The following is an 18,798-nucleotide window of genomic DNA, read 5'->3' as shown; positions in this document are numbered from 1 at the left end:
AAATAAATTGATCGCAAAAGGTCGTAAATTAATATATATAATCAGGAAAAAGTGGGTATAGCTATGAGCGAAATAAAAATAGTTCTCATTGAAGACCATGATTTAACAAGAATGGGACTACGGGCGGCATTACAGTCTCATAGCGGGCTTGAAGTGATTGGCGAAGCGCCAAATGCTACCCAAGGACTGAAACTTTTGCAAGCCAGTAAGCCGGATGTCGCGGTTGTGGATATTGGTTTGCCGGACATGGATGGAATTGAACTCACGAGAAAGTTTAGAAGTTTCCAAGAAGAGACAGCAGACCAAGGAACGAAGATCCTCATTTTGACGATGGAACATTCAGAGGATGCAGTGCTAGCTGCTTTTGCGGCAGGTGCAGACTCATATTACATGAAGGATACCAGCATTGATAGATTAATGGAAGCGATCCAAGCGACTTACGAAGGTAACTCGTGGATCGATCCAGCGATCGCCAACGTCGTATTGCGGCAAATGCGGCAAGGTCTGCCAGAAGAGAACCCACAGGCAAGTCAGCCAAAGACCGTCAAAATTGAAGCATTAGAGACTGAATACGAGCAAGTTTTAGAAACTTACCCCCTAACTCAACGAGAATTAGAAATTCTAGAGTTGATTGTTGCAGGTTGTAGCAATGGGCAGATTGCCGAAAAACTCTATATTACAGTTGGGACAGTTAAAACCCACGTTCGCAACATCTTAAACAAACTCTGCGCCGATGACCGTACTCAAGCGGCAGTTCGCGCTTTGCGTTCCGGGTTAGTAGCATAATCGCATCTGATATCATGTCCGACAAATCACACAACATATTATTGTAGAGACGTTCCACCGGAACGTCTCTACGACGTTTGGAATGTTTTTATTAATGTTAATTAAGCGGACATGATATCAAATATGTTTGTTGCTTACCCCAACTTATCCAGCAAGCATTCGGCAATACGTCGTGCTGCCCCAGGTTTACCCATGCGTCGCAAGCCATTGTCAGCGATCGCCTGAAGTTTATCTGGATCGTTAAAAAGCGATCGCACGACTTGACCAACTTGCGCCGCTTGCTCTACTAAAATCAAAGATGACCCCAAATGACGGCTTTGTGCTTCGGCAAACACAGGGTTATATTGGGGACCATTTCCCGGAATGGCGATCGCAGGTTTTCCCAAGCCGATAAATTGTTCTGTCGCTGTCCCTGCCATTGCGATCGCTAAATCTCCTAAATGCAAGCAGTCGTTATAAGCTTGTTGAGTCAAAATAATATATGCATTTTTTAATTTAAAAGTCAAGGCATTAATATCATAAATTTGCACCGGAGATTCTGAGTGAAGGTGCCAGCCTTGAGATAGTAGAGATTGAGATAAAATGTTCAAGTCTAAACTGGACGCGATCGCACCTAAAAACACCATACTTTCAGTGCGTGAAAGGTAATCGCGTTTTGGGATTTCCATCAGTGAAGAAACTGCAACCATAATTTGTTCCCAATTCGCATAAGCTTCTGGTGGACGAGAACCAGGTAAAAGAGTCACAATCAACGGACGAATTATTTCTTGTTGTTCAGCATCACCACGATACAATCGTCCTTGAGGAAAGCTGGGTTCAAGTCCATCCATCATCGGATTCCCCAAATCAAAAGCAGGAATAGACCACTTTGTTAAGATTTCCGTGGTTAGCGAATCTCTGGGAAATATCGCTTTGCAGTGGGGACGACTCATCAACCAACGTTCCCAAGGATGGTAAACTGAACCGGAAAAACTTTCCCAACGTGCAGCTTTTGATTTGCGTTGCAGTAACCCGACTTCATCCCGCACATAATATTCTGATTTTGCCGTACCGATAAAAGCATAGTCAGCACCGCTTCCCCAAGCAAACAACAGCGGTACAATATCCCCTACAGCTAAAATAGCGCTTTTATTACCTGATTTCTTTTGCAAATTTACCCAAGTACGTACAGCTTTAATTTGACTGCGGGTTAGTTGCACTAAACCACCACGTACATCTCGGACTAATTGCCGTCCATCCATGTAAATAAAGCCACCAGAAGGCATAATCTGTACTGAACCAATCAGGGGAATATTCAACTGTTGATAAGCATGTCCTTCACCCACTATAGGCAAAGCGAAGATATCAGGAGGATTGGATAGTTGCTGGAGTTCTTGTAAAATACGGACAGCAATTACATCCTCTCCATGACCATTACTTAAAACAAGTAAACGCAAGGCAGAAGTTGTAGCTGGTGAATTTAAAGCTAGGGATAACCTAGGTAGATCGCTCATAATAGAAACAAAAACTCATAATTAACTGTCTGTTTGGGCAAGAGGGGTGAATGGGAGTATCAATCATCGGCGTGGAAGCTGGAAGTTAGTATTATTCCCATTGCCGAACCTCAGTATAAAAGTACAAACTAACTCCCAGGTAATCAGGCTAAAAACATGCAAGTTTCTTCTGCCGCAATTTTGACTTTAGCTACCTTAGTGACTAGCAACCCTACTGAAGCAATAGCTGCACCTTCTATAACTCCGACTCAGCAAGAATTAGCCGGCTTAGTAGTGCCGGTGACGCAAGAAAATACACCTGCACCGATAAAGGCGATCGCATCCCCAGAAACCGTAGTCGTCCAACAATTTTCCCAAACTCCGGCTAATAATAATTCAACTGTAGTCGTAACACAAGAGGTTGGGACAGGGGGACGAGGAGGACGAGGGGGACAAGGGGGACGAGGAGGACAAGGAGGACAAGGGGGACAAGGAGGACAAGGCGGCGGAGGAGGAGGACAAGGCGGCGGACAAGGAGGACAAGGCGGCGGAGGAGGAGGACAAGGCGGCGGAGGAGGAGGACAAGGCGGAGGAGGCGGAGGAGGACAAGGCGGAGGAGGCGGAGGACAAGGCGGAGGAGGCGGACAAGGAAAAATTTCTCCCCCTGCTTCCCCTGCTTCCCCTGCTTCCCCTGCTTCCCCTGCTTCCCCTGCTTCCCCCTCTCCCTTGTCTCCCCCCTCCTCCTCCACTCCCCCGGCTAACGAAAAGGATTTAGTCGTTACCGCTACCGATGTGCAGGTAGTCGGTGCTACTCCAGAATTGCAGCAAATAATTAACAGCGTCATTAAAACCCAAGCTGGGGGAGAAACCAGTCAAAACCAGATACAAAGAGATGTAGCGGCAATTTTGGATACGGGTTTATTCGTTGATGCCCGTGTAAATACCACCACTAGTCCGGTGGGATTGAGTGTGGTGTATCGAGTGCAACCATTGATAGTGCGATCGCTTCAACTTTCTGGGGCGAAAACGCTTACCTATCAAGTAGTTTTGCCGCTCTTTCAACCGCAAATTGGCAAAGCCATCAGTCCGGAAGCTTTGAAGCAAACAGTAGAACAAATTAATAAATGGTACGCCGATAAAGGTTATAATCTGGCAAGGGTTGTCTCTATTAAACCGAGCAGCGAAGGAATTTTGAGCTTAAATGTAGCTGAAGGTTTAGTGAGTAATGTCAAGTTTCGTTTTGTCAACGACGAAGGCAATACAGTTGATAGCAAAGGTAAGCCAGTTACAGGACGCACCAAAGAAGATTTTTTGCGGCAACAGCTAAAGTTAAAACCCGGTCAAATTTTCCAAAACAATGTAGTCAAGCAAGACTTGCAGCAGTTATATAAACTGGGATTATTTGAAAATGTCAATGTCGCCTTAGAAGGTGATGCGACAGGCGTTGATGTAGTTTACCAATTAAAAGAACTTGGCGCACGCGGTATCAACGTCGGTGGTAATTACAATGCAGACCAAGGAATTGTTGGTACATTAAACTATCAAGACCGAAATATCGGCGGTATTAACGATACTTTGAGTGCAAATGTTGAAGTCGGTGCGCGTGACTTTCAGTTTGATGGTAGGTATAGCAGTCCTTATCGAATAACTAACCCCGATCGCTTTGGTTACAGCATCAACGCTTTTCGCAAGCGCGGACTTTCCGAGGTTTTTGATGGCGATGTCAAACTTGCTAACGCTGACAGACCGCGAGAAGGTAAAATAGGTGGTAGTGTCAGCTTGCAGCGACCGATTGACGGTTGGGATACTTCATTAGGATTTAATTATGCTCGTGTTAGCATACGCGATCGCGATGGCACAATTACCCCAAAAGATGAAAAGGGTAATCCACTAACTTTTAGCGGTACTGGTATCGACGATTTAGCTACCGTATCCTTCACCGCCGTCAAAGACCAACGAGATAACCCGTTTAATCCTACCAAAGGTTCGATTCTCAGTCTCAGCACAGAACAATCAGTTCCGATTGGTCTAGGCAACATTTCGATGAATCGCCTGCGGGCAAATTATAGTCAGTTTCTCCCAGTTAAATTATACAACAGTAAGAACCCACAAGTATTAGCTTTGAATCTCCAAGGCGGCACCGTACTTGGAGATTTACCGCCTTATGATGCCTTTAACTTAGGAGGTCCAAATTCCGTGCGCGGTTACGATGCTGGAGACGTTGGCAGCGGTCGCACTTACGTATTAGCTTCCGCAGAATATCGCTTCCCGGTTTTCCCAATCTTGGGGGGTGTGCTGTTTGCTGACTTTGGCTCAGATTTAGGTTCTGGTGATACAGTATTAGGAAATCCGGCTGGCGTGCGTAACAAACCAGGTAGTGGTTTTGGTTATGGTGCTGGTGTGCGTTTTGACTCACCTTTGGGCTTAATTCGCGCTGATTATGGTCTTAATGACCTCGGCGAAAGTCGATTGCACTTTGGCATAGGTCAGCGTTTTTAAGAAAATGGGTAATCGGTAATCGGTAATTGGGAATGGGGAATGGGGAATGGGGAATGGGTAATCGGTAATCGGTAATCGGTAATAGGATAAATTCTTGCTTGTCCCCCTGCCTCCTCCCCCACTCCCCTTCTCCCCCAGTTAAGAGTCCCCTACTGTATTATTAACAAAGACAAAAAAGACTCACTACTAAGCTGCTCATTCAAGACTTAGGATTTTCTATGTTAGCAGGTACAACTTTGCAGGGGGGAAAATATACCCTCAATCAAGAAATCGGGCGTGGGGGCTTTGGCATTACGTACAAAGCTACGCATCATTACTTACGTCAGGAGGTAGTGATTAAAACGCTCAATGAGAAACTGCGACAACATCCTGATTTTACTAAGTTCGAGCGGCAATTCCAAGATGAGGCAAGGCGATTAGCTACTTGTATCCACCCGAACATTGTCCGGGTGAGCGACTTTTTTGTTGAAGCGGGTCTGCCTTACATGGTAATGGAATACATTCGGGGTGAAACGTTAGGCGAGGCATTTGTTTTGCCGGGGATACCTTTACCAGAACCGACGGCAATTCATTACATTCGGCAGATTGGGGCAGCATTGGAGGTGGTACACAATAACGGTTTGCTGCACCGCGATGTGAAACCTGATAATATTATCCTCCGCCAAGGAACGGCTGAAGTAGTGCTGATTGATTTTGGCATTGCGCGAGAATTTAACGGTGGGGTGAGGCAAACTCACACAGGTATGGTTTCTGAGGGTTATTCGCCGATTGAACAGTATATGACGCAAGCACAGCGCAGCCCAGCCACCGATGTTTATGGTTTGGCGGCTACTTTGTATGCATTGTTGACAGCACAAGTTCCTATGCCTGCATTGTTGCGCGATCGCGAAAAAATGCATTCCCCCCGCGAACTGCAACCACATTTGAGTGCTGCTGTCAACCAAGCAATTATGCGTGGTATGGCGGTAGAATCTCGCTTTCGTCCGGCAACAGTCGCAGAATGGTTAAAGTTGCTACCCGCAAATGGGGTAAGTGCTACAAAATTGACACCAACTCACACGATTGCAACTGTCGATTTATCTACTCACCAGTACCCATCACCTCCAGAAGTTGCCGCAAATAATACTACTGCGCCATCAACAACCGGGAATTTGACAAAAATTGCCAAAAAAATTCGCTCGAGCAAAGTTTTGATTGGTAGTGGAATCGCACTCACAGCGGCGACAATCGCTTTTGCTATCACCAGCTTAGTTCCCAAATCTCAGCCGCCGCAACCATCCGCAAAGCCAGTTCTTCAACAGCCTACTACTAATGGTACTTCTGCGGAAGTCGGTCCCGTGCAGATTTCACCGTCGCCGCAGGTAAAAGAAACTACCACCCCAAAACAGACTACTAATACTACCTCTACTACCTCGTCCTCGTCGCGAGATGATGCACCCACCTACACACAAAGACGACGCACTAAGCGCATTCGTCCTGTTGCTAATGAGGAGGAAACACCAAAACGGACTTACAGACAAAGAGAAGAATCGACATCAGACGACTCACCACAACCGCAACGTCGGCGTCGATCCTACAACAAGGAAACACCTACACCTGACGCGGCGCCCTCACCATCTCTGGTTGAGAAATTACGAGCGGTACGCTCAACTCGTAACGCTTCCCCCAGCAAATCATCTTCTGATAGCGCTTCTCCTTCACGTCAATCTCCTAGAGAGTCAAATTCTGTAGTCATACCCCAAGTACAACCACGGAATGAACCAAACGGTATCGTCGTACCAACACAGGAAGTGAAGCAAAATTCTTCTGATAGTCAATCTCAGAAGAATGATAAGCCAGCGGATGAGGGTAATTAAAAATATGGTGCTATAGATTGGTAGGGTGCGTTATGCGCTTGACGCTAACGCACCAAAAGTTCGATCGCGGCTTTCACCTGTACTTCCTGCGTCACATCGGTTTGCACAAATAGAGCATCACTGGTCATGATTCGACTCAATAGCCAAGATGACGAACAAACTGAGCGGTATCCGCCACGGAGACAACTTCTGTAATGATGCCGTCTTGGACAGTCCAGATGTGGATAAACTCAACTTCAATCGGTAGATTAGAGTGCTTCACTTGTCCAACATAGCGACCTTTAACGATCACTTGATTGCCTGCTTCAATCAACTGTTCCGGTTTAGCTGCCCACTGGGAAAAGTGCGCGGTGAGTTCGCTTAAGAAATGCTCAAACACCTCTTGACGAGAGGAATACTGCGATTGAGAGACGGGATACCCAGGTGAAACTGTCCAAACAATATCCTCAGCTAGTAGATTGGCATCGATCGTACTAAACCATTTTTGTAGCGTTTCTAGTGCTAATCCCATATCCAATTGCTCTACTCCGGTTTAAGCAGTGACAGACCTGCCATTAAATTTGAAGGAATGCCTTGGGATTATTGCATTCCCAGTCTCTGACTGGGAACGGGAAATGGCTATCTCAAGGTTTCGTTTATTTCAGCCTTCATGCTTCAATTAAGCTATTTTCTTCCTTCTGGAAAGAAGAGAATTCCAAAATTGACCTTGCAAGAGTGATGAAGACTTCTTGGCGTTGCTTTCTTGGAGAACTTGCTGATAAACTGCTTCGTAGCCGTTTACCATCTGGGTAACGCTGAAGTTTTGCTCTACGTATTCTCGGCAGGTTTGACGATCTAATTCTAAGGTGGCGGGAATCATTGCTGCCATTTCTTCATAGCTTTGGCAGACATAACCTGTCTTTCCGTGGGCAATCACTTCTGGGACAGAACCCATGTTCATCCCAATTACTGGTGTACCAGTTGCCATTGATTCAATCATTACCAAGCCAAAGGGTTCACTCCAGGTAATGGGGAAGAGTGTAATGCTTGCGTTGCCTAGGAGTTCAGATTTCTGGTCGTGGTTAACTTCGCCTAAAAATTGTATCTGTTCACCGTCGATGTGAGGGGCAATTTCTTTCTCAAAAAACTCTGTGTCTACTACGTCTACTTTTCCTGCCATTTTTAAGCACCAACCACTCTGCTTGGCGATCGCGATCGCATGTTGCGGTCCTTTCTCTGGCGAAAACCGTCCCAAAAATACCAGATATGGCGGATCTTGCGGTTGGGCTACAAAGGTGAATTCTTCCGGGTTAATGCCGTTATAAACTGTGCTGGCGTAATTCAGTTTCAACTGACGCTGCGCGTTACTTATGCTGATGAATGGTTGCGATTGATGAAACGAAAATACTTTGCTGTTATCAGGCGTAAATCTGCCATGCAAAGTATGTACTGTGGGTGTTGACACCAAATTTGCAAAAGGTAATGCCCAAATCCCTACATGGGAATGGATTATATCGAATTCCGCTGCTTTTTGGTAAACTTGGCTGACCTCCAGCACTTCATACATTACATGCTCTTTAATGTCTGAATCTAAGCGCAATGCACGCGGATGAACAGCTTCTAATTTAGCCAAAGTTTGAGAATCGCCAGAAGCGAACAATGTCACATCATGACCTCGACGCACCAGTTCATCAGTCAAGCGACTCGCTACCAGTTCAATTCCTCCGTAAGTTGGGGGCGGAACTCGTTCCCACAATGGGGCTACTTGAGCTATTTTCATAAAATTGTTTAGGTTCAGGTAAATTGGTCGTTGTCAAAGGGTTGAAATACTTTAGTTCAGAGTTTTTGCCTCCTTTTCTGAAGTTTAAATTAACCGCTTCGGGCGTGCGAACACCGCTATCTCGGCTAATACCCTTTAAGCCTCACCTCCAAATTTACTTTAGCCACAATTATATTATGGCTGTCGTTTTTAATCTAACTTTGACTTTTGAATTATTACATCTATCTTTAGGATTATATTAGGACAAATTTGATATAAATACTTATTATGACTCCGGCTCAATGATAAATAACATTAAACATATCAGGGTTCAATTAACTCGCCAAAATATTTCAATAAGCTGTGATGCGATCGCTTAATTCAAGACTTTCAGTTGATTCAATGTACTGCACCGTCAGCATTGAGAAAACTTATAGTTTGCATTGATTTATTAATCTGCCAATAAATAATATTCCGGAGAAATAAGTGGAAGTAATTATAAATTAATTTGCAAAGCCAAAAAATCTATGTATAGCAATCTTTTTTCCTTCGTGAAAAAAGCTTTTGAAGAACGTAGACACGTTGCCGACTTGCACTTATCCTATTGCCTCAGCCAAATACTAAATCTTGTGAACAAATTATATTATAAATTTTATTTATATATAATATTAGTTATTCCTATATATTTTCCGTTTTATTTAGAGACTGTAAAGGATATCCTAAAAATATATGTCAAAATTTTATGACATTTGTGAAGTCGCTAAATTTGGGAAATTTACACGCTATAAATGTGCGTGCATTTTGTAATAGTAAAAACGCTAATTGTGGGGTGGATATACAAATGAAATAATAGGTTAAAAGCCTAGGTTGTAGATTCAGCCTGTTTACAAACTTGAGGTATTTCTTTATTCATTGAAGTTCTAATTGCTTTTTTTGTTCAAAAGTGAATTTGAAATAGGAATGAGCCGAATTCCTAAAGTCTTGTAGGGGCAATTCATGAATTGCCCCTACGTAAATTCAATTGGTGACGACATGAGTGCGTAAGTCCTATGAAAATTAGCTAGGGCAGCATTGTGCAGGCAAATTTTCTAACTTTGTGCCTGTTTGTTATGGTTGTTATGGAGAATTATGAAAGGCAACTTACCCAAAGGGCGAATTAATTACGCTTATCTATCCAGATTTAATTACAAAAACTTTCAGTTGAAATGTAAGAATTACTGGTTCAAGATAGGTGGCAGGTGGCGTTCATGCCCTTTAACATGTCCTATAGATAGACCTCATCACAAACATGTATTTTGGAGTTGGTTTGGTAGTTTCCTAGCAATAGCGGCAACAGCTTACCTAAGCGTGAAAACCAATTCTCCTTTGCTTATGGCTCCCTTTGGTGCTACTAGCGTATTAATTTTCGGCGTACCTGAGAGTCCTTTGGCTCAACCGCGTAATGTGATTGGCGGTAATCTTGTAGCAGCTTTAGTCAGCTTGACTATTCTACATCTTTTCGGTTCGTCACCTTGGGCAATGGGAATGGCAGTTGCCACAGCCATTGCGATGATGCAGTTTACTGGAACTGTGCATCCACCTTCGGGAGCAGTTGCATTAGTCGTAATGATGACAAAGGCTCCCTGGCAATTTTTGCTAACACCTGCCCTGGAAGGTTCTATTATTTTGGTACTCTGCGCTGTGGTTTTCAATAATCTGGCAGAAGAGAGAACTTATCCCAAGCACTGGCTGTAAGAATTTTGCACATTTTCGCTTTATTGCCCTGCAATAAAGCGCACGCTACAAAGGACAGGCGCTCTAGCCACTGGCTCACAAAGAAAGTGCCGACTTACTTAAAACTGCTATATGTATGATGAATGTATCTTGAACTGAGTTTATTGCTACATTGAGGTAGAGTTAACTTAGTCTGCAACATCTACCTAATTGGCGCTATCGCCGCAACGCCTTGATGATTCGACTTTTAGAAAAATTTCGCACCGCGTTGGCTAAAAATAGGCGTGACTCGAAGTTGGAAGAAACAAGTGGAGATTCGCTAACTCCTCTGTTTTCTGTTCGTGATACTGCGTCTAATAAAGGCTGGCTGCCAAGTATTCTCATTGCTAGTGTGGGAGTGACTGTCTTCATTGCCGGAATTCGGGAATTGAGATGGTTGCAGCCTTGGGAGTTAAGAGTTTACGATCAAATGTTGCGATCCGCCGCAGGTGGCAGCGCTACGCGATCGCGTCCTCAAAAAGCAAGCGTAGACGCGGAGCGGCTTGTCGTGAGACATCGCCGTATCTTATTAGTTACAATTACTGAAGCAGACATTAAACGCCAAAAATGGCCTTTGTCTGATGCGACAATTAATCAACTTTTAGACAAACTAGAGTCTTATCAACCACGGGTTATCGGCTTAAATATTTACCGCGATTTGCCTGTTGAACCTGGTTATAAACAGTTAGCAAATCGTCTTTCACGTCAAAATAATATTATCGCTGTCTGCGGATTCAGCAGTCTGGGAAATCCGGAAATTCCGCCACCGCCGAGTGTTTTTGAAAAGAGAATAGGCTTTACCGATTTGATATCTGACGAAAATGATAACATTGTTCGTCGCAGTTTGTTGTTTGCCCACTCAGACGACAAAAAATGTCAAACTACTGTATCGTTTGCTGCCTTACTTGCTATTAATTATTTACAAAAAGAAGGTATTGAAACAAGTTTCACCAAGCAAGAAATTAAAATAGGTAAAACTTTATTCCCAATTTTAAAATCTAATTCTGGTAGCTATGAACATCTGGATGCAGCGGGCTACCAAATCATGCTAAATTATCGCCATCTGGATCGCCTTGCTGATAAAGTAACTCTTACAGAAGTTCTCAACAATCAAGTAAATCCTAACTTAATTAAAGACCGTTTAGTAATTATTGGCACTACGGCAATAAGCATTGAGAAAGGCTTCTACACGCCCTACAGCGCTTTACCAAACCAATCACCGAGAATGCCGTCTGTATATATTCATGCACAGATAGCCAGTCAGATTATGAGTGCGGTGCTGGATAAAGAACCGTTAATTTGGTATTTACCTCAATATTCCGAATATGTTTGCATTTGGGTTGCTTCTGTGGTTGGTGCCGCTGTCGCATGGCGTTTGCGACATCCTTTAGGATTGGTAGTTGTGGTTATAATTCTCAGCAGCATGTTCGGATTTTGTTATCTGGTGTTTTTACAAGCTGGATGGATACCAGTGATTCCCCAGGCTTTAGCTTTGGTAATGAGTGGTGTGAGTGTGATGGTTTACACCACATATCAAACGCAACAGAAAAGCAAGTTGATTATTTTAGAAGTTGAAAAACAAGAAGAGGCGATCGCTCAATTAAATATGCTGTTAAAAGAGACAGCAATTCAAGACCAACATCATCACACTTCTAGGACAATTCTACCAGAAAAACAAACTGGCGACCTTCTTTTAAGTGGACGCTACAAAATTATCAAAGTCCTCACTTCTGGCGGATTTGGTTGTATTTATATAGCAGAAGATACTCAACGACCGGGCAATCCTAATTGTATCGTCAAACAATTAATGCCGGCACGTCGAGATACCAGATTTATGGAAGTTGCCAGAAGGTTATTTAATACCGAAGCGGAAATTTTAGAAGTTTTGGGCGAACATCATCAAATTCCTAAATTACTCGCCTATTTTGAAGAAAATCAAGAATTCTATTTAGTAGAAGAATATATTCCCGGACACACCTTGAGTGAGGAATTACCACCTGTTACTAGACGGGTGCAAAAGGAACCTTTTGTTATAGAAATGCTGAAAGAAGTTTTAGAAGTTCTGGCATTTATTCATCAACATCGGGTGATTCATCGGGATATTAAACCGAGTAATATTATTAGGTCAGAAATAGATAATCGCTTAGTGCTGATTGATTTTGGTGCAGTCAAATTGATGCAACCACCAAGCACCGAAGAAACAGAATTAGCGACAGTTGCGATAGGAACGCGAGGTTATGCACCACCAGAACAATTTGCCGGTCATCCCCGCTTGAGCAGTGATATTTATGCCTTAGGGATGATTGCCATTCAAGCACTAACAGGAGTGCCACCCCAAGAACTATCACCAGATTTGGAAACAGGTAATGTGAGGTGGCGTCAATCGGCGAAAGTCAGCGACGAATTGGCAACGATTTTAGATAAAATGGTGCGATATCATTTTAGCGATCGCTATCAATCAGCCAACGCAGTTTTACAAGACTTGAAACAAATTGGAGAATAGCGAATTGGGAATAGGTAATAGGTAATAGGTAATTGCGAATTGGTAATTGGTAATTGGTAATAATTCTTTGCCCTTTCCCCATTACCCCATTACCCATTACCCATTCCCCATTACCCATTACCCATTCCCCAATCTAAAATCTAAAATCCAAAATCTAAAATCGTATGATTGAAGGTATTTACGAGGTTTGTATTGGTATTCCAGATCCAATTTCGGCAATTCAATATTGGCAGCAATTTGGTTATCGTATCGGGGAAGTGGGGGAATTATCCGCAGCAGCAGCAAAGCAATTATATGGGGTAGATTCGTCTTTGCGATCGCTTCGCCTTAACCACCTAAATGCAGATCATGGTTTGATTCGGTTGATGGTTTGGCAAAATCCGACGAATGAAGGGTTGGGAACTGCGACAATGAAAGCGAAGGGAAATCGCTGGGCAACAACTTTAACTGCGGATGTATTAAGTATTTTAAATCATGTGGAGGAGGCAAAAATTGCAAATTGGTCTATCCGCTACACTAATCCGCACTGGGAAGTTATTTACAACAAAGACAGAAAAAGTCGTCCTTTTGTTGAACCAGTTGTAGGGGTACGAGAAATGCTATTATTGCAACCTTTGACTCGACAAGTTTTATTTCAACGCTTTGGCTATTCCCTACCGCATTACGGACAAATCAACCTCAGCGCTACTTTTAAAACTAGTCAGTTTACCCACATGGGAATGATAATTCAAGATGATAGTAAGGAAACGCTGAAGTTTTATGAAGAAGTTTTGGGTTTGCTGAAAGTGCGTGATGATGTTGAAACTAGTTATGAATCTTCTCTTGCGGGTAGAGAGATTTTTGATTTAAACAAAGGTGAAAAGTTTATTGTTACAGCTTTTGACGATCCGCGTTCTTCTGCGTCTGATTTTATGGCTGCACGTTCTGGCAGACTTTATATTATTCGCTTTCCAGATTCTATCCAATTAGAATCGCACTTTGAGCAAGCGCAACCGGGCTGTTTGGGAATGTCGTTATACACTTATCGCGTGCGCGGAATACATGCATATTTCGACCGCATTAAAGCAAGTAAAGTACAAAAATTTACAAATATTGTTAGCAATGAATTTGGGGAGATGAGTTTCTCTTTTGTCGCTCCCGATGGCTACTTCTGGACGTTGTTAGAAAGTTAAGTAAAAGGCGCGGAGGAGCGGTAGAGACGTTCCACTGGAACGTCTGTACAAGAGGAGCGGAGTTAAAAGTAAAAAGGGCTTTATATGTCGTTTATAGACATCGGAACTGTACTTAACGCGCTTTGCAATCTGCTGTAATTACTAATTTTAAATTAGCGGTTTCTGGCAATGTTCAATTATAAAACTAAAAAACAATGGCTGGCGATGATTTTGCTCGGTTTAATGTCTGCGTTAATTTTAGCGATCGCCTCCATATCTCTCTCCATTTATTTTTATGGCAACAATAACAATGTTATCAAAGCTGATGCGGCAATTGTTCTCGGTGCGGCAGTTTGGGGAGAAGAACCTTCTCCGGTTTTCCGCGAACGAATAAATCACAGCATTAATCTTTATAAAAATGGCGATGTTCGGGTGATTATTTTTACTGGGGGAATTGGCGATAAAGATGAATCTGCGGAAGCGATCGTTGGTAAACGCTATGCTATAACCCAAGGAGTCAAATCAGCGGATATTCTGATTGAAACTGAATCTCGAACTACTAACCAGAATCTCAAAAACGCTCAAAAGGTAGCTGATGAATATCAATTAACTAAGTTTCTTATTGTTAGCGATCCTTTGCATCTTAAGCGTTCCGTGTTGATGGCGCAAGATTTGGGAATGGATGCGTATCCATCACCAACACCGACTACTCGTTATCGCAGTTTGAATAGTCAGTTGCAGTTTCTCATGCGAGAAACGTATTTTTATTTTGTTTATCTTGTGTTTAAAATTTAAAATAATGTAGTGGGCACACACGAGTGCCCATTTTGAGCGATAAATCGCTCACTACTTAATTTTTACTTAAGCTTCAACAAACTTCAGAGATACACCGTTCATGCAGTAGCGCTTGCCGGTGGGTTTAGGACCATCGTCAAATACATGACCCAAATGTCCGCCACAACGATGACAATGAACTTCAGTTCTAGTCATAAATAATGACTTGTCTACGGTTGTAGCGATCGCACCTTCAATTGGTTGGAAAAAACTGGGCCAGCCTGTGCCACTATTAAATTTTGTATCAGATTTAAAAACTGGCAAATCACATGCTGCACATACATAAGTACCCTTATCATACTCTTTATCCAGCGGGCTAGTGTGAGCGCGTTCAGTTCCATGTTGACGCAGCACTTTATATTGTTCTGGTGTTAAAATAGTACGCCACTCTTGTTCAGTTTTCTGAACTTCAAACTCGTTATTTGAGATTGCCATAACTTCTGACCTGCCAAGTAAATAATGTGATAACCATGCTGTGCCAAGTACTGTTGCACCAGCCTGCAAAAAATGCCGTTTATTCATAATTTAACGCGAGTTCGTTCTTATTTGATTTGGCTTTCCTTTTTGTCTAAGATTGTTGGCTAATTGAGAATAGGTAATTATTTTTATTATCCATTACTCATTACCGACCTCACGGTTAATATAAGTGGAACTAACGAACCTGATATTACTTACTTTTATTTATTTAATGCAAGCAATTACTTGTGTATATACTTAATTATACTCGTTTTTCAAAAAACGACTTAGAGAAGCGATCGCAATGATAGATAACTTTAGTAGCGCTCAAGAATGGATCGTTGTATTTGGCTATGTAGGTTTTACACTCTTTGTTGCGTGGTGCGTGTTCGCTACAAAGAAGAAATAAACTAAGATTTACACTCCTTATGACGACTTCGGAAAAAAACTGCATATTAGCTTGCCAGCATCGTTATGCTTAAATGGTAAAACAGTTTTATCTTGTTGAATTTTAACTCCAGAGCGGCAGTTGTAGACCTCGATAGGTGTTTTAATTCCATCAAAACTAATGGCTGCTCTGTATTCCCAGTAATTTTTTGCGCTTCGTTTTATACTTATAATACAAATCCGGTGATTGTCGTAATTGCGGCAGACAGCGGCTTTAGCCGGAAGCGCCACTGATAAACACAGTATTAATAGCAGCACAAAGATAACATGTTTGATCATTTGTGATATTTGATGCTTTCGGGTTGTTGCTGTTATCTATAGAACTTATATCATACGTAGTCACGGCTTTAGCCGTGTTCTTGAGGACTAAAGTCCTCACTACAGTTTTCACTACTTTTTTACGGATGCCAAATTTTGATAATATTGTCAGCACTACCGCCACTAGCGAGAGTTCGTCCATCCGGACTGATGGCGATCGCATAAACATAGCCAGAATCTTTCTTTAATGTGCGAATTTCTCGCCCGGTTGCTGTATCCCACAATTTGATTGTGTTGTCATTACTACCACTTGCCACAATTACACTATCTGGGTTTTTACTGTATCCTCCTTTGGGGATATAAGCAACAGAAGTAACTTTGTCATCATGTCCGGTGAGGGTGCGGATTTCCTTTCCTGTATTTAGATTCCATAATTTGATCGTCTTGTCTTTACTACCGCTAGCAAGTTGCTGTCCATCGGGACTAAAGGCGATGGAGGAAACTAAATCCAAATGTCCCGTTAAAGTGCGGATTTCTTTACCGTTTGCGATCTGCCACAGTTTGATTGTTTTGTCATAACTACCGCTAGCAAGAGTTAAACCATCAGGACTAAAGGCAATAGAAGCAACGCCACCAGAATGTCCCGTAAAAGTGCGGATTTCCTTGTTTGTTTGGAGATTCCACAGTTTAATCGTCTTATCCAAACTGCTACTAGCTAGCAACTTACCATCTGGGCTGAAAGCTACAGAAGCAACGCTGTCAGAATGTCCTTTGAGGGTACGGATTTCTTCTTTTGTGTTTAAGTTCCACAATTTGATAGTTTTGTCAAAACTACCACTGGCTATAGTTTGTCCATCCGGACTGATAGCGATCGCGTAAATGTATGACGAATGTCCTTTGAAGGTGCGAATTTCCTGTTTAGTTGTTAGATTCCATAATTTGATCGTCAGATCGTCACTTCCAGTCACAAGCATCTGTCCATCGGGACTGAAGGTGACAGAATTAACATCGCTGGAATGTCCTTTTAGGGTATCTGGTTGATCGGAATTTTCCGAAGTTGTTTTTACAGGCTGGCTGGGAGAAGACTTAGTGATTGCAACAGGACGAGATAATGAATACCAAACTCCTGCTATTGCCAACACTACGATAGCCGCACTTATAATCAGTTGATTTCTCAGCCTCGCGCCTAATTGTAGCGTAGTAGTAGACGCGGAGCGACTTGTTGTCAGAGATTGCGCTTGGGTAGAAATTAAAGTTGTAAGTACTGCTGACGGTGGTGATACAGATATCAAGTCACTGAGGACTTCCGAGGCTGATTGATAACGCTTTTGGATATCTGTTTTCAACAGCTTGTCCAAAACCTTACCCAATTTTAGACGTGAGGCAATCCCACTACCAGAATTATGCAAATATTTTCGCCAAGACGTAACCCAACTAAAACCCTGTTCCATCCAAAGTTGAGATGGACGAATTCCCGTCAGCAGGTGAAAGCAAGTCGCACCCAAACCGAATAAATCACTAGCGGGATAAGCTTTTCCATCTTGCATTTGTTCAATTGGGGTATAGCCATGCGAACCGATAGCTGTTCCCGTTTTCATCATGACTGTTGCCGAGAGTTGCTTTGAAGCACCAAAATCAATTAAGACTAATTGCCCATCACTTTGACGGCGGATAATATTCTGTGGCTTGATATCTCGATGAATTACGCCGCGATCGTGAATAAACTTGAGAACGGGTAATAATGAGAGCAAAACTTCTCGAATTTTACTTTCACTAAATGTTCCCTGTTGTTGCAATTCTTTAAGTAAATTTTGCCCATCAATAAACTGCTGCACTAAATATAAATAATTATCTTGTTCAAAGTAAGCCAAAAGCGTGGGAATTTGGTTATGTTCTCCTAATTGTTGCAGCCGCTTCGCTTCTTCTTTAAATAGCTCAACTGCTTTACGCAATACCGAAGCTTCCTGAATTTTCGGTGCTAATTGTTTGACAACGCACTGTTCGTTCAGCTTATCTACATCTTCCGCTAGATAGGTTCTGCCAAATCCACCTTCATCAGATAGTAATTTGATAACTCGATAATGACCCCTTAAAAGGGAAATTAATGGAGTATCGCAATACTGACAAAATTTATTACCATCTGGATTTAGGGGGTCTTGGCAATCGGGATTCAGGCAGCAGAGCATACTGGGAATCCATTTGCACTTTGGGTATATGTTAATTTATGACGTATAATCTTGCTATCTGCTATCAGGTGGACATCAAATAGCCATATGTATGACATCATCGAAGAGCGATCGCTCTTAATAATTGCATCAAATAAGCCACTTTTATAATGGGTGTTACCCCTCATCATCTTGAAAAAACAAAATCATTTTGTATATTTTATAACATTTACAGTATATATTTATTCTAGTATAAAACTCAGCCCTTGACTAACTTCATAACTCAATAAACTTATTTAAAGCAGATGAATATAAATATTGTTAGTCATTTAAAATTTTAATTTGGATGGGAACCAAATAAACTTATCTCGTTCTAATAAATCAGCATAAAGTAGATGAAATTAACACGTCAATAATAAAATCTTGTCGGGTACAACCTATCTTCAAACTCAATGTTTTCATCAACAATGAGGAACGCAATTATGGTAATAAAAAGCAAATATAACTATCGAGACAAATTAGACTTTATTTTGATTTGTTTCATGAGCAGTAGTTTTTTGATAAGCAGTTACGTCCTACCTCTAAGTGCTTTAGCAAGCCTTCAACCAGGTGCAAATTTCATCATAGCTAAACCACCAGATGAAAGACAACCAGAAGCAGTACAACAAGGAATCGAGCAAATTCCTGCTACTCAACCGACCGCATCTCCAAAACCTAACCCATCTATTGAGTCACCCATACCCCCTGCGACACCTGGTACAACCACCCCAACATCACCAGCCGATACATCTACACCTCAACCGGTCAATACCCAACCAACACCGACACCACCAGCACCTACATCTACACCTAAACCCGTCAATACCCAACCAACACCGACA

Annotated in this window: 14 protein-coding genes and 1 pseudogene; 8 read left to right on the top strand and 7 right to left on the bottom strand. The window is 42.3% G+C overall.

The window, feature by feature from the left end; genetic code table 11:
* Positions 1–63 precede the first annotated feature (63 nt).
* On the top strand, positions 64–786 hold the full coding sequence (locus tag PI95_RS06860; protein WP_039737799.1) for a response regulator: 723 nt from the start codon (positions 64–66) through the stop codon (positions 784–786).
* 134 nt (positions 787–920) lie between these two features.
* Here the strand turns inward: PI95_RS06860 and PI95_RS06855 are convergent, their stop codons facing one another.
* The gene (locus PI95_RS06855) at positions 921–2,279 is read right to left on the bottom strand and encodes a lipid-A-disaccharide synthase-related protein (protein WP_039737798.1); all 1,359 of its coding nucleotides are present in this window, start codon (positions 2,277–2,279) and stop codon (positions 921–923) included.
* Between the two features lie 156 nt (positions 2,280–2,435).
* Here PI95_RS06855 and PI95_RS06845 point away from each other — a divergent pair, with 156 nt between their 5' ends.
* Entirely contained in the window at positions 2,436–4,757 is a 2,322-nt protein-coding gene (locus tag PI95_RS06845) for a BamA/TamA family outer membrane protein (RefSeq protein ID WP_236116960.1), read from the top strand.
* On the opposite strand, the gene PI95_RS36695 is transcribed toward PI95_RS06845, so the two are convergent.
* Entirely contained in the window at positions 4,754–4,879 is a 126-nt protein-coding gene (locus PI95_RS36695) for a hypothetical protein (RefSeq protein ID WP_268896670.1), read from the bottom strand. The genes PI95_RS06845 and PI95_RS36695 overlap by 4 nt on opposite strands.
* A 96-nt stretch (positions 4,880–4,975) precedes the next feature.
* On the opposite strand from PI95_RS36695, the gene PI95_RS06840 reads away from it, so the two are divergent.
* A complete protein-coding gene (locus PI95_RS06840) occupies positions 4,976–6,613 on the top strand; it encodes a serine/threonine protein kinase (protein ID WP_039737795.1) in 1,638 nt (545 codons plus the stop codon).
* Positions 6,614–6,749: 136 nt separating this feature from the next.
* On the opposite strand, the gene PI95_RS06835 is transcribed toward PI95_RS06840, so the two are convergent.
* Positions 6,750–7,124 carry a nuclear transport factor 2 family protein gene (locus PI95_RS06835; RefSeq protein WP_039737793.1) on the bottom strand — a complete coding sequence of 125 codons (375 nt, stop codon included), beginning with the start codon at positions 7,122–7,124 and terminating at the stop codon, positions 6,750–6,752.
* 147 nt (positions 7,125–7,271) lie between these two features.
* Positions 7,272–8,372 carry a glycosyltransferase family 4 protein gene (locus PI95_RS06830; protein WP_052324665.1) on the bottom strand — a complete coding sequence of 367 codons (1,101 nt, stop codon included), beginning with the start codon at positions 8,370–8,372 and terminating at the stop codon, positions 7,272–7,274.
* Between the two features lie 1,107 nt (positions 8,373–9,479).
* Here PI95_RS06830 and PI95_RS37645 point away from each other — a divergent pair.
* Positions 9,480–10,085: an HPP family protein gene (locus tag PI95_RS37645; protein ID WP_052324664.1), complete on the top strand. Its 606-nt coding sequence runs from the start codon at positions 9,480–9,482 to the stop codon at positions 10,083–10,085.
* Positions 10,086–10,299: 214 nt separating this feature from the next.
* Positions 10,300–12,606: a CHASE2 domain-containing serine/threonine-protein kinase gene (locus tag PI95_RS06820; protein ID WP_163518674.1), complete on the top strand. Its 2,307-nt coding sequence runs from the start codon at positions 10,300–10,302 to the stop codon at positions 12,604–12,606.
* On the opposite strand, the gene PI95_RS06815 is transcribed toward PI95_RS06820, so the two are convergent.
* Positions 12,545–12,724, bottom strand: coding sequence for a hypothetical protein (locus tag PI95_RS06815; RefSeq protein WP_163518665.1), 180 nt, complete (start codon positions 12,722–12,724; stop codon positions 12,545–12,547). The genes PI95_RS06820 and PI95_RS06815 overlap by 62 nt on opposite strands.
* Positions 12,725–12,770: 46 nt before the next feature.
* On the opposite strand from PI95_RS06815, the gene PI95_RS06810 reads away from it, so the two are divergent.
* Positions 12,771–13,778 carry a VOC family protein gene (locus PI95_RS06810; protein WP_039737790.1) on the top strand — a complete coding sequence of 336 codons (1,008 nt, stop codon included), beginning with the start codon at positions 12,771–12,773 and terminating at the stop codon, positions 13,776–13,778.
* Between the two features lie 168 nt (positions 13,779–13,946).
* Positions 13,947–14,552 (top strand): YdcF family protein, encoded by a 606-nt coding sequence (locus PI95_RS06805; protein WP_039737788.1) that lies wholly within the window; start codon positions 13,947–13,949, stop codon positions 14,550–14,552.
* Between the two features lie 66 nt (positions 14,553–14,618).
* Here PI95_RS06805 and msrB read toward each other — a convergent pair whose 3' ends face one another.
* Complete coding sequence (gene msrB / locus PI95_RS06800; protein ID WP_039737787.1) at positions 14,619–15,113, bottom strand: peptide-methionine (R)-S-oxide reductase MsrB; 495 nt, start codon at positions 15,111–15,113, stop codon at positions 14,619–14,621.
* Positions 15,114–15,892: 779 nt separating this feature from the next.
* Positions 15,893–17,938, bottom strand: a complete 2,046-nt coding sequence (locus tag PI95_RS06795) for a serine/threonine-protein kinase (RefSeq protein ID WP_039737779.1) — start codon at positions 17,936–17,938, stop codon at positions 15,893–15,895.
* Between the two features lie 461 nt (positions 17,939–18,399).
* Here PI95_RS06795 and PI95_RS06790 point away from each other — a divergent pair.
* Positions 18,400–18,798, top strand: a pseudogene (locus PI95_RS06790) (peptidase); the annotation flags it as partial.

Origin of the sequence: Hassallia byssoidea VB512170 (genome assembly GCF_000817785.2) — a bacterium.
Lineage (GTDB): Bacteria > Cyanobacteriota > Cyanobacteriia > Cyanobacteriales > Nostocaceae > Hassallia > Hassallia carrinoi.
This window is presented reverse-complemented; position numbering and strand designations above follow the sequence as displayed.

Coding starts and splice junctions, on each gene's coding strand:
- PI95_RS06860 (WP_039737799.1), top strand. CDS start 64: ATGAGCGAAATAAAAATAGTTCTCATTGAAGACCATGATTTAACAAGA.
- PI95_RS06855 (WP_039737798.1), bottom strand. CDS start 2,279: ATGAGCGATCTACCTAGGTTATCCCTAGCTTTAAATTCACCAGCTACA.
- PI95_RS06845 (WP_236116960.1), top strand. CDS start 2,436: ATGCAAGTTTCTTCTGCCGCAATTTTGACTTTAGCTACCTTAGTGACT.
- PI95_RS06840 (WP_039737795.1), top strand. CDS start 4,976: ATGTTAGCAGGTACAACTTTGCAGGGGGGAAAATATACCCTCAATCAA.
- PI95_RS06835 (WP_039737793.1), bottom strand. CDS start 7,124: ATGGGATTAGCACTAGAAACGCTACAAAAATGGTTTAGTACGATCGAT.
- PI95_RS06830 (WP_052324665.1), bottom strand. CDS start 8,372: ATGAAAATAGCTCAAGTAGCCCCATTGTGGGAACGAGTTCCGCCCCCA.
- PI95_RS37645 (WP_052324664.1), top strand. CDS start 9,480: ATGAAAGGCAACTTACCCAAAGGGCGAATTAATTACGCTTATCTATCC.
- PI95_RS06820 (WP_163518674.1), top strand. CDS start 10,300: ATGATTCGACTTTTAGAAAAATTTCGCACCGCGTTGGCTAAAAATAGG.
- PI95_RS06815 (WP_163518665.1), bottom strand. CDS start 12,724: ATGGGTAATGGGGAATGGGTAATGGGTAATGGGGTAATGGGGAAAGGG.
- PI95_RS06810 (WP_039737790.1), top strand. CDS start 12,771: ATGATTGAAGGTATTTACGAGGTTTGTATTGGTATTCCAGATCCAATT.
- PI95_RS06805 (WP_039737788.1), top strand. CDS start 13,947: ATGTTCAATTATAAAACTAAAAAACAATGGCTGGCGATGATTTTGCTC.
- msrB (WP_039737787.1), bottom strand. CDS start 15,113: ATGAATAAACGGCATTTTTTGCAGGCTGGTGCAACAGTACTTGGCACA.
- PI95_RS06795 (WP_039737779.1), bottom strand. CDS start 17,938: ATGCTCTGCTGCCTGAATCCCGATTGCCAAGACCCCCTAAATCCAGAT.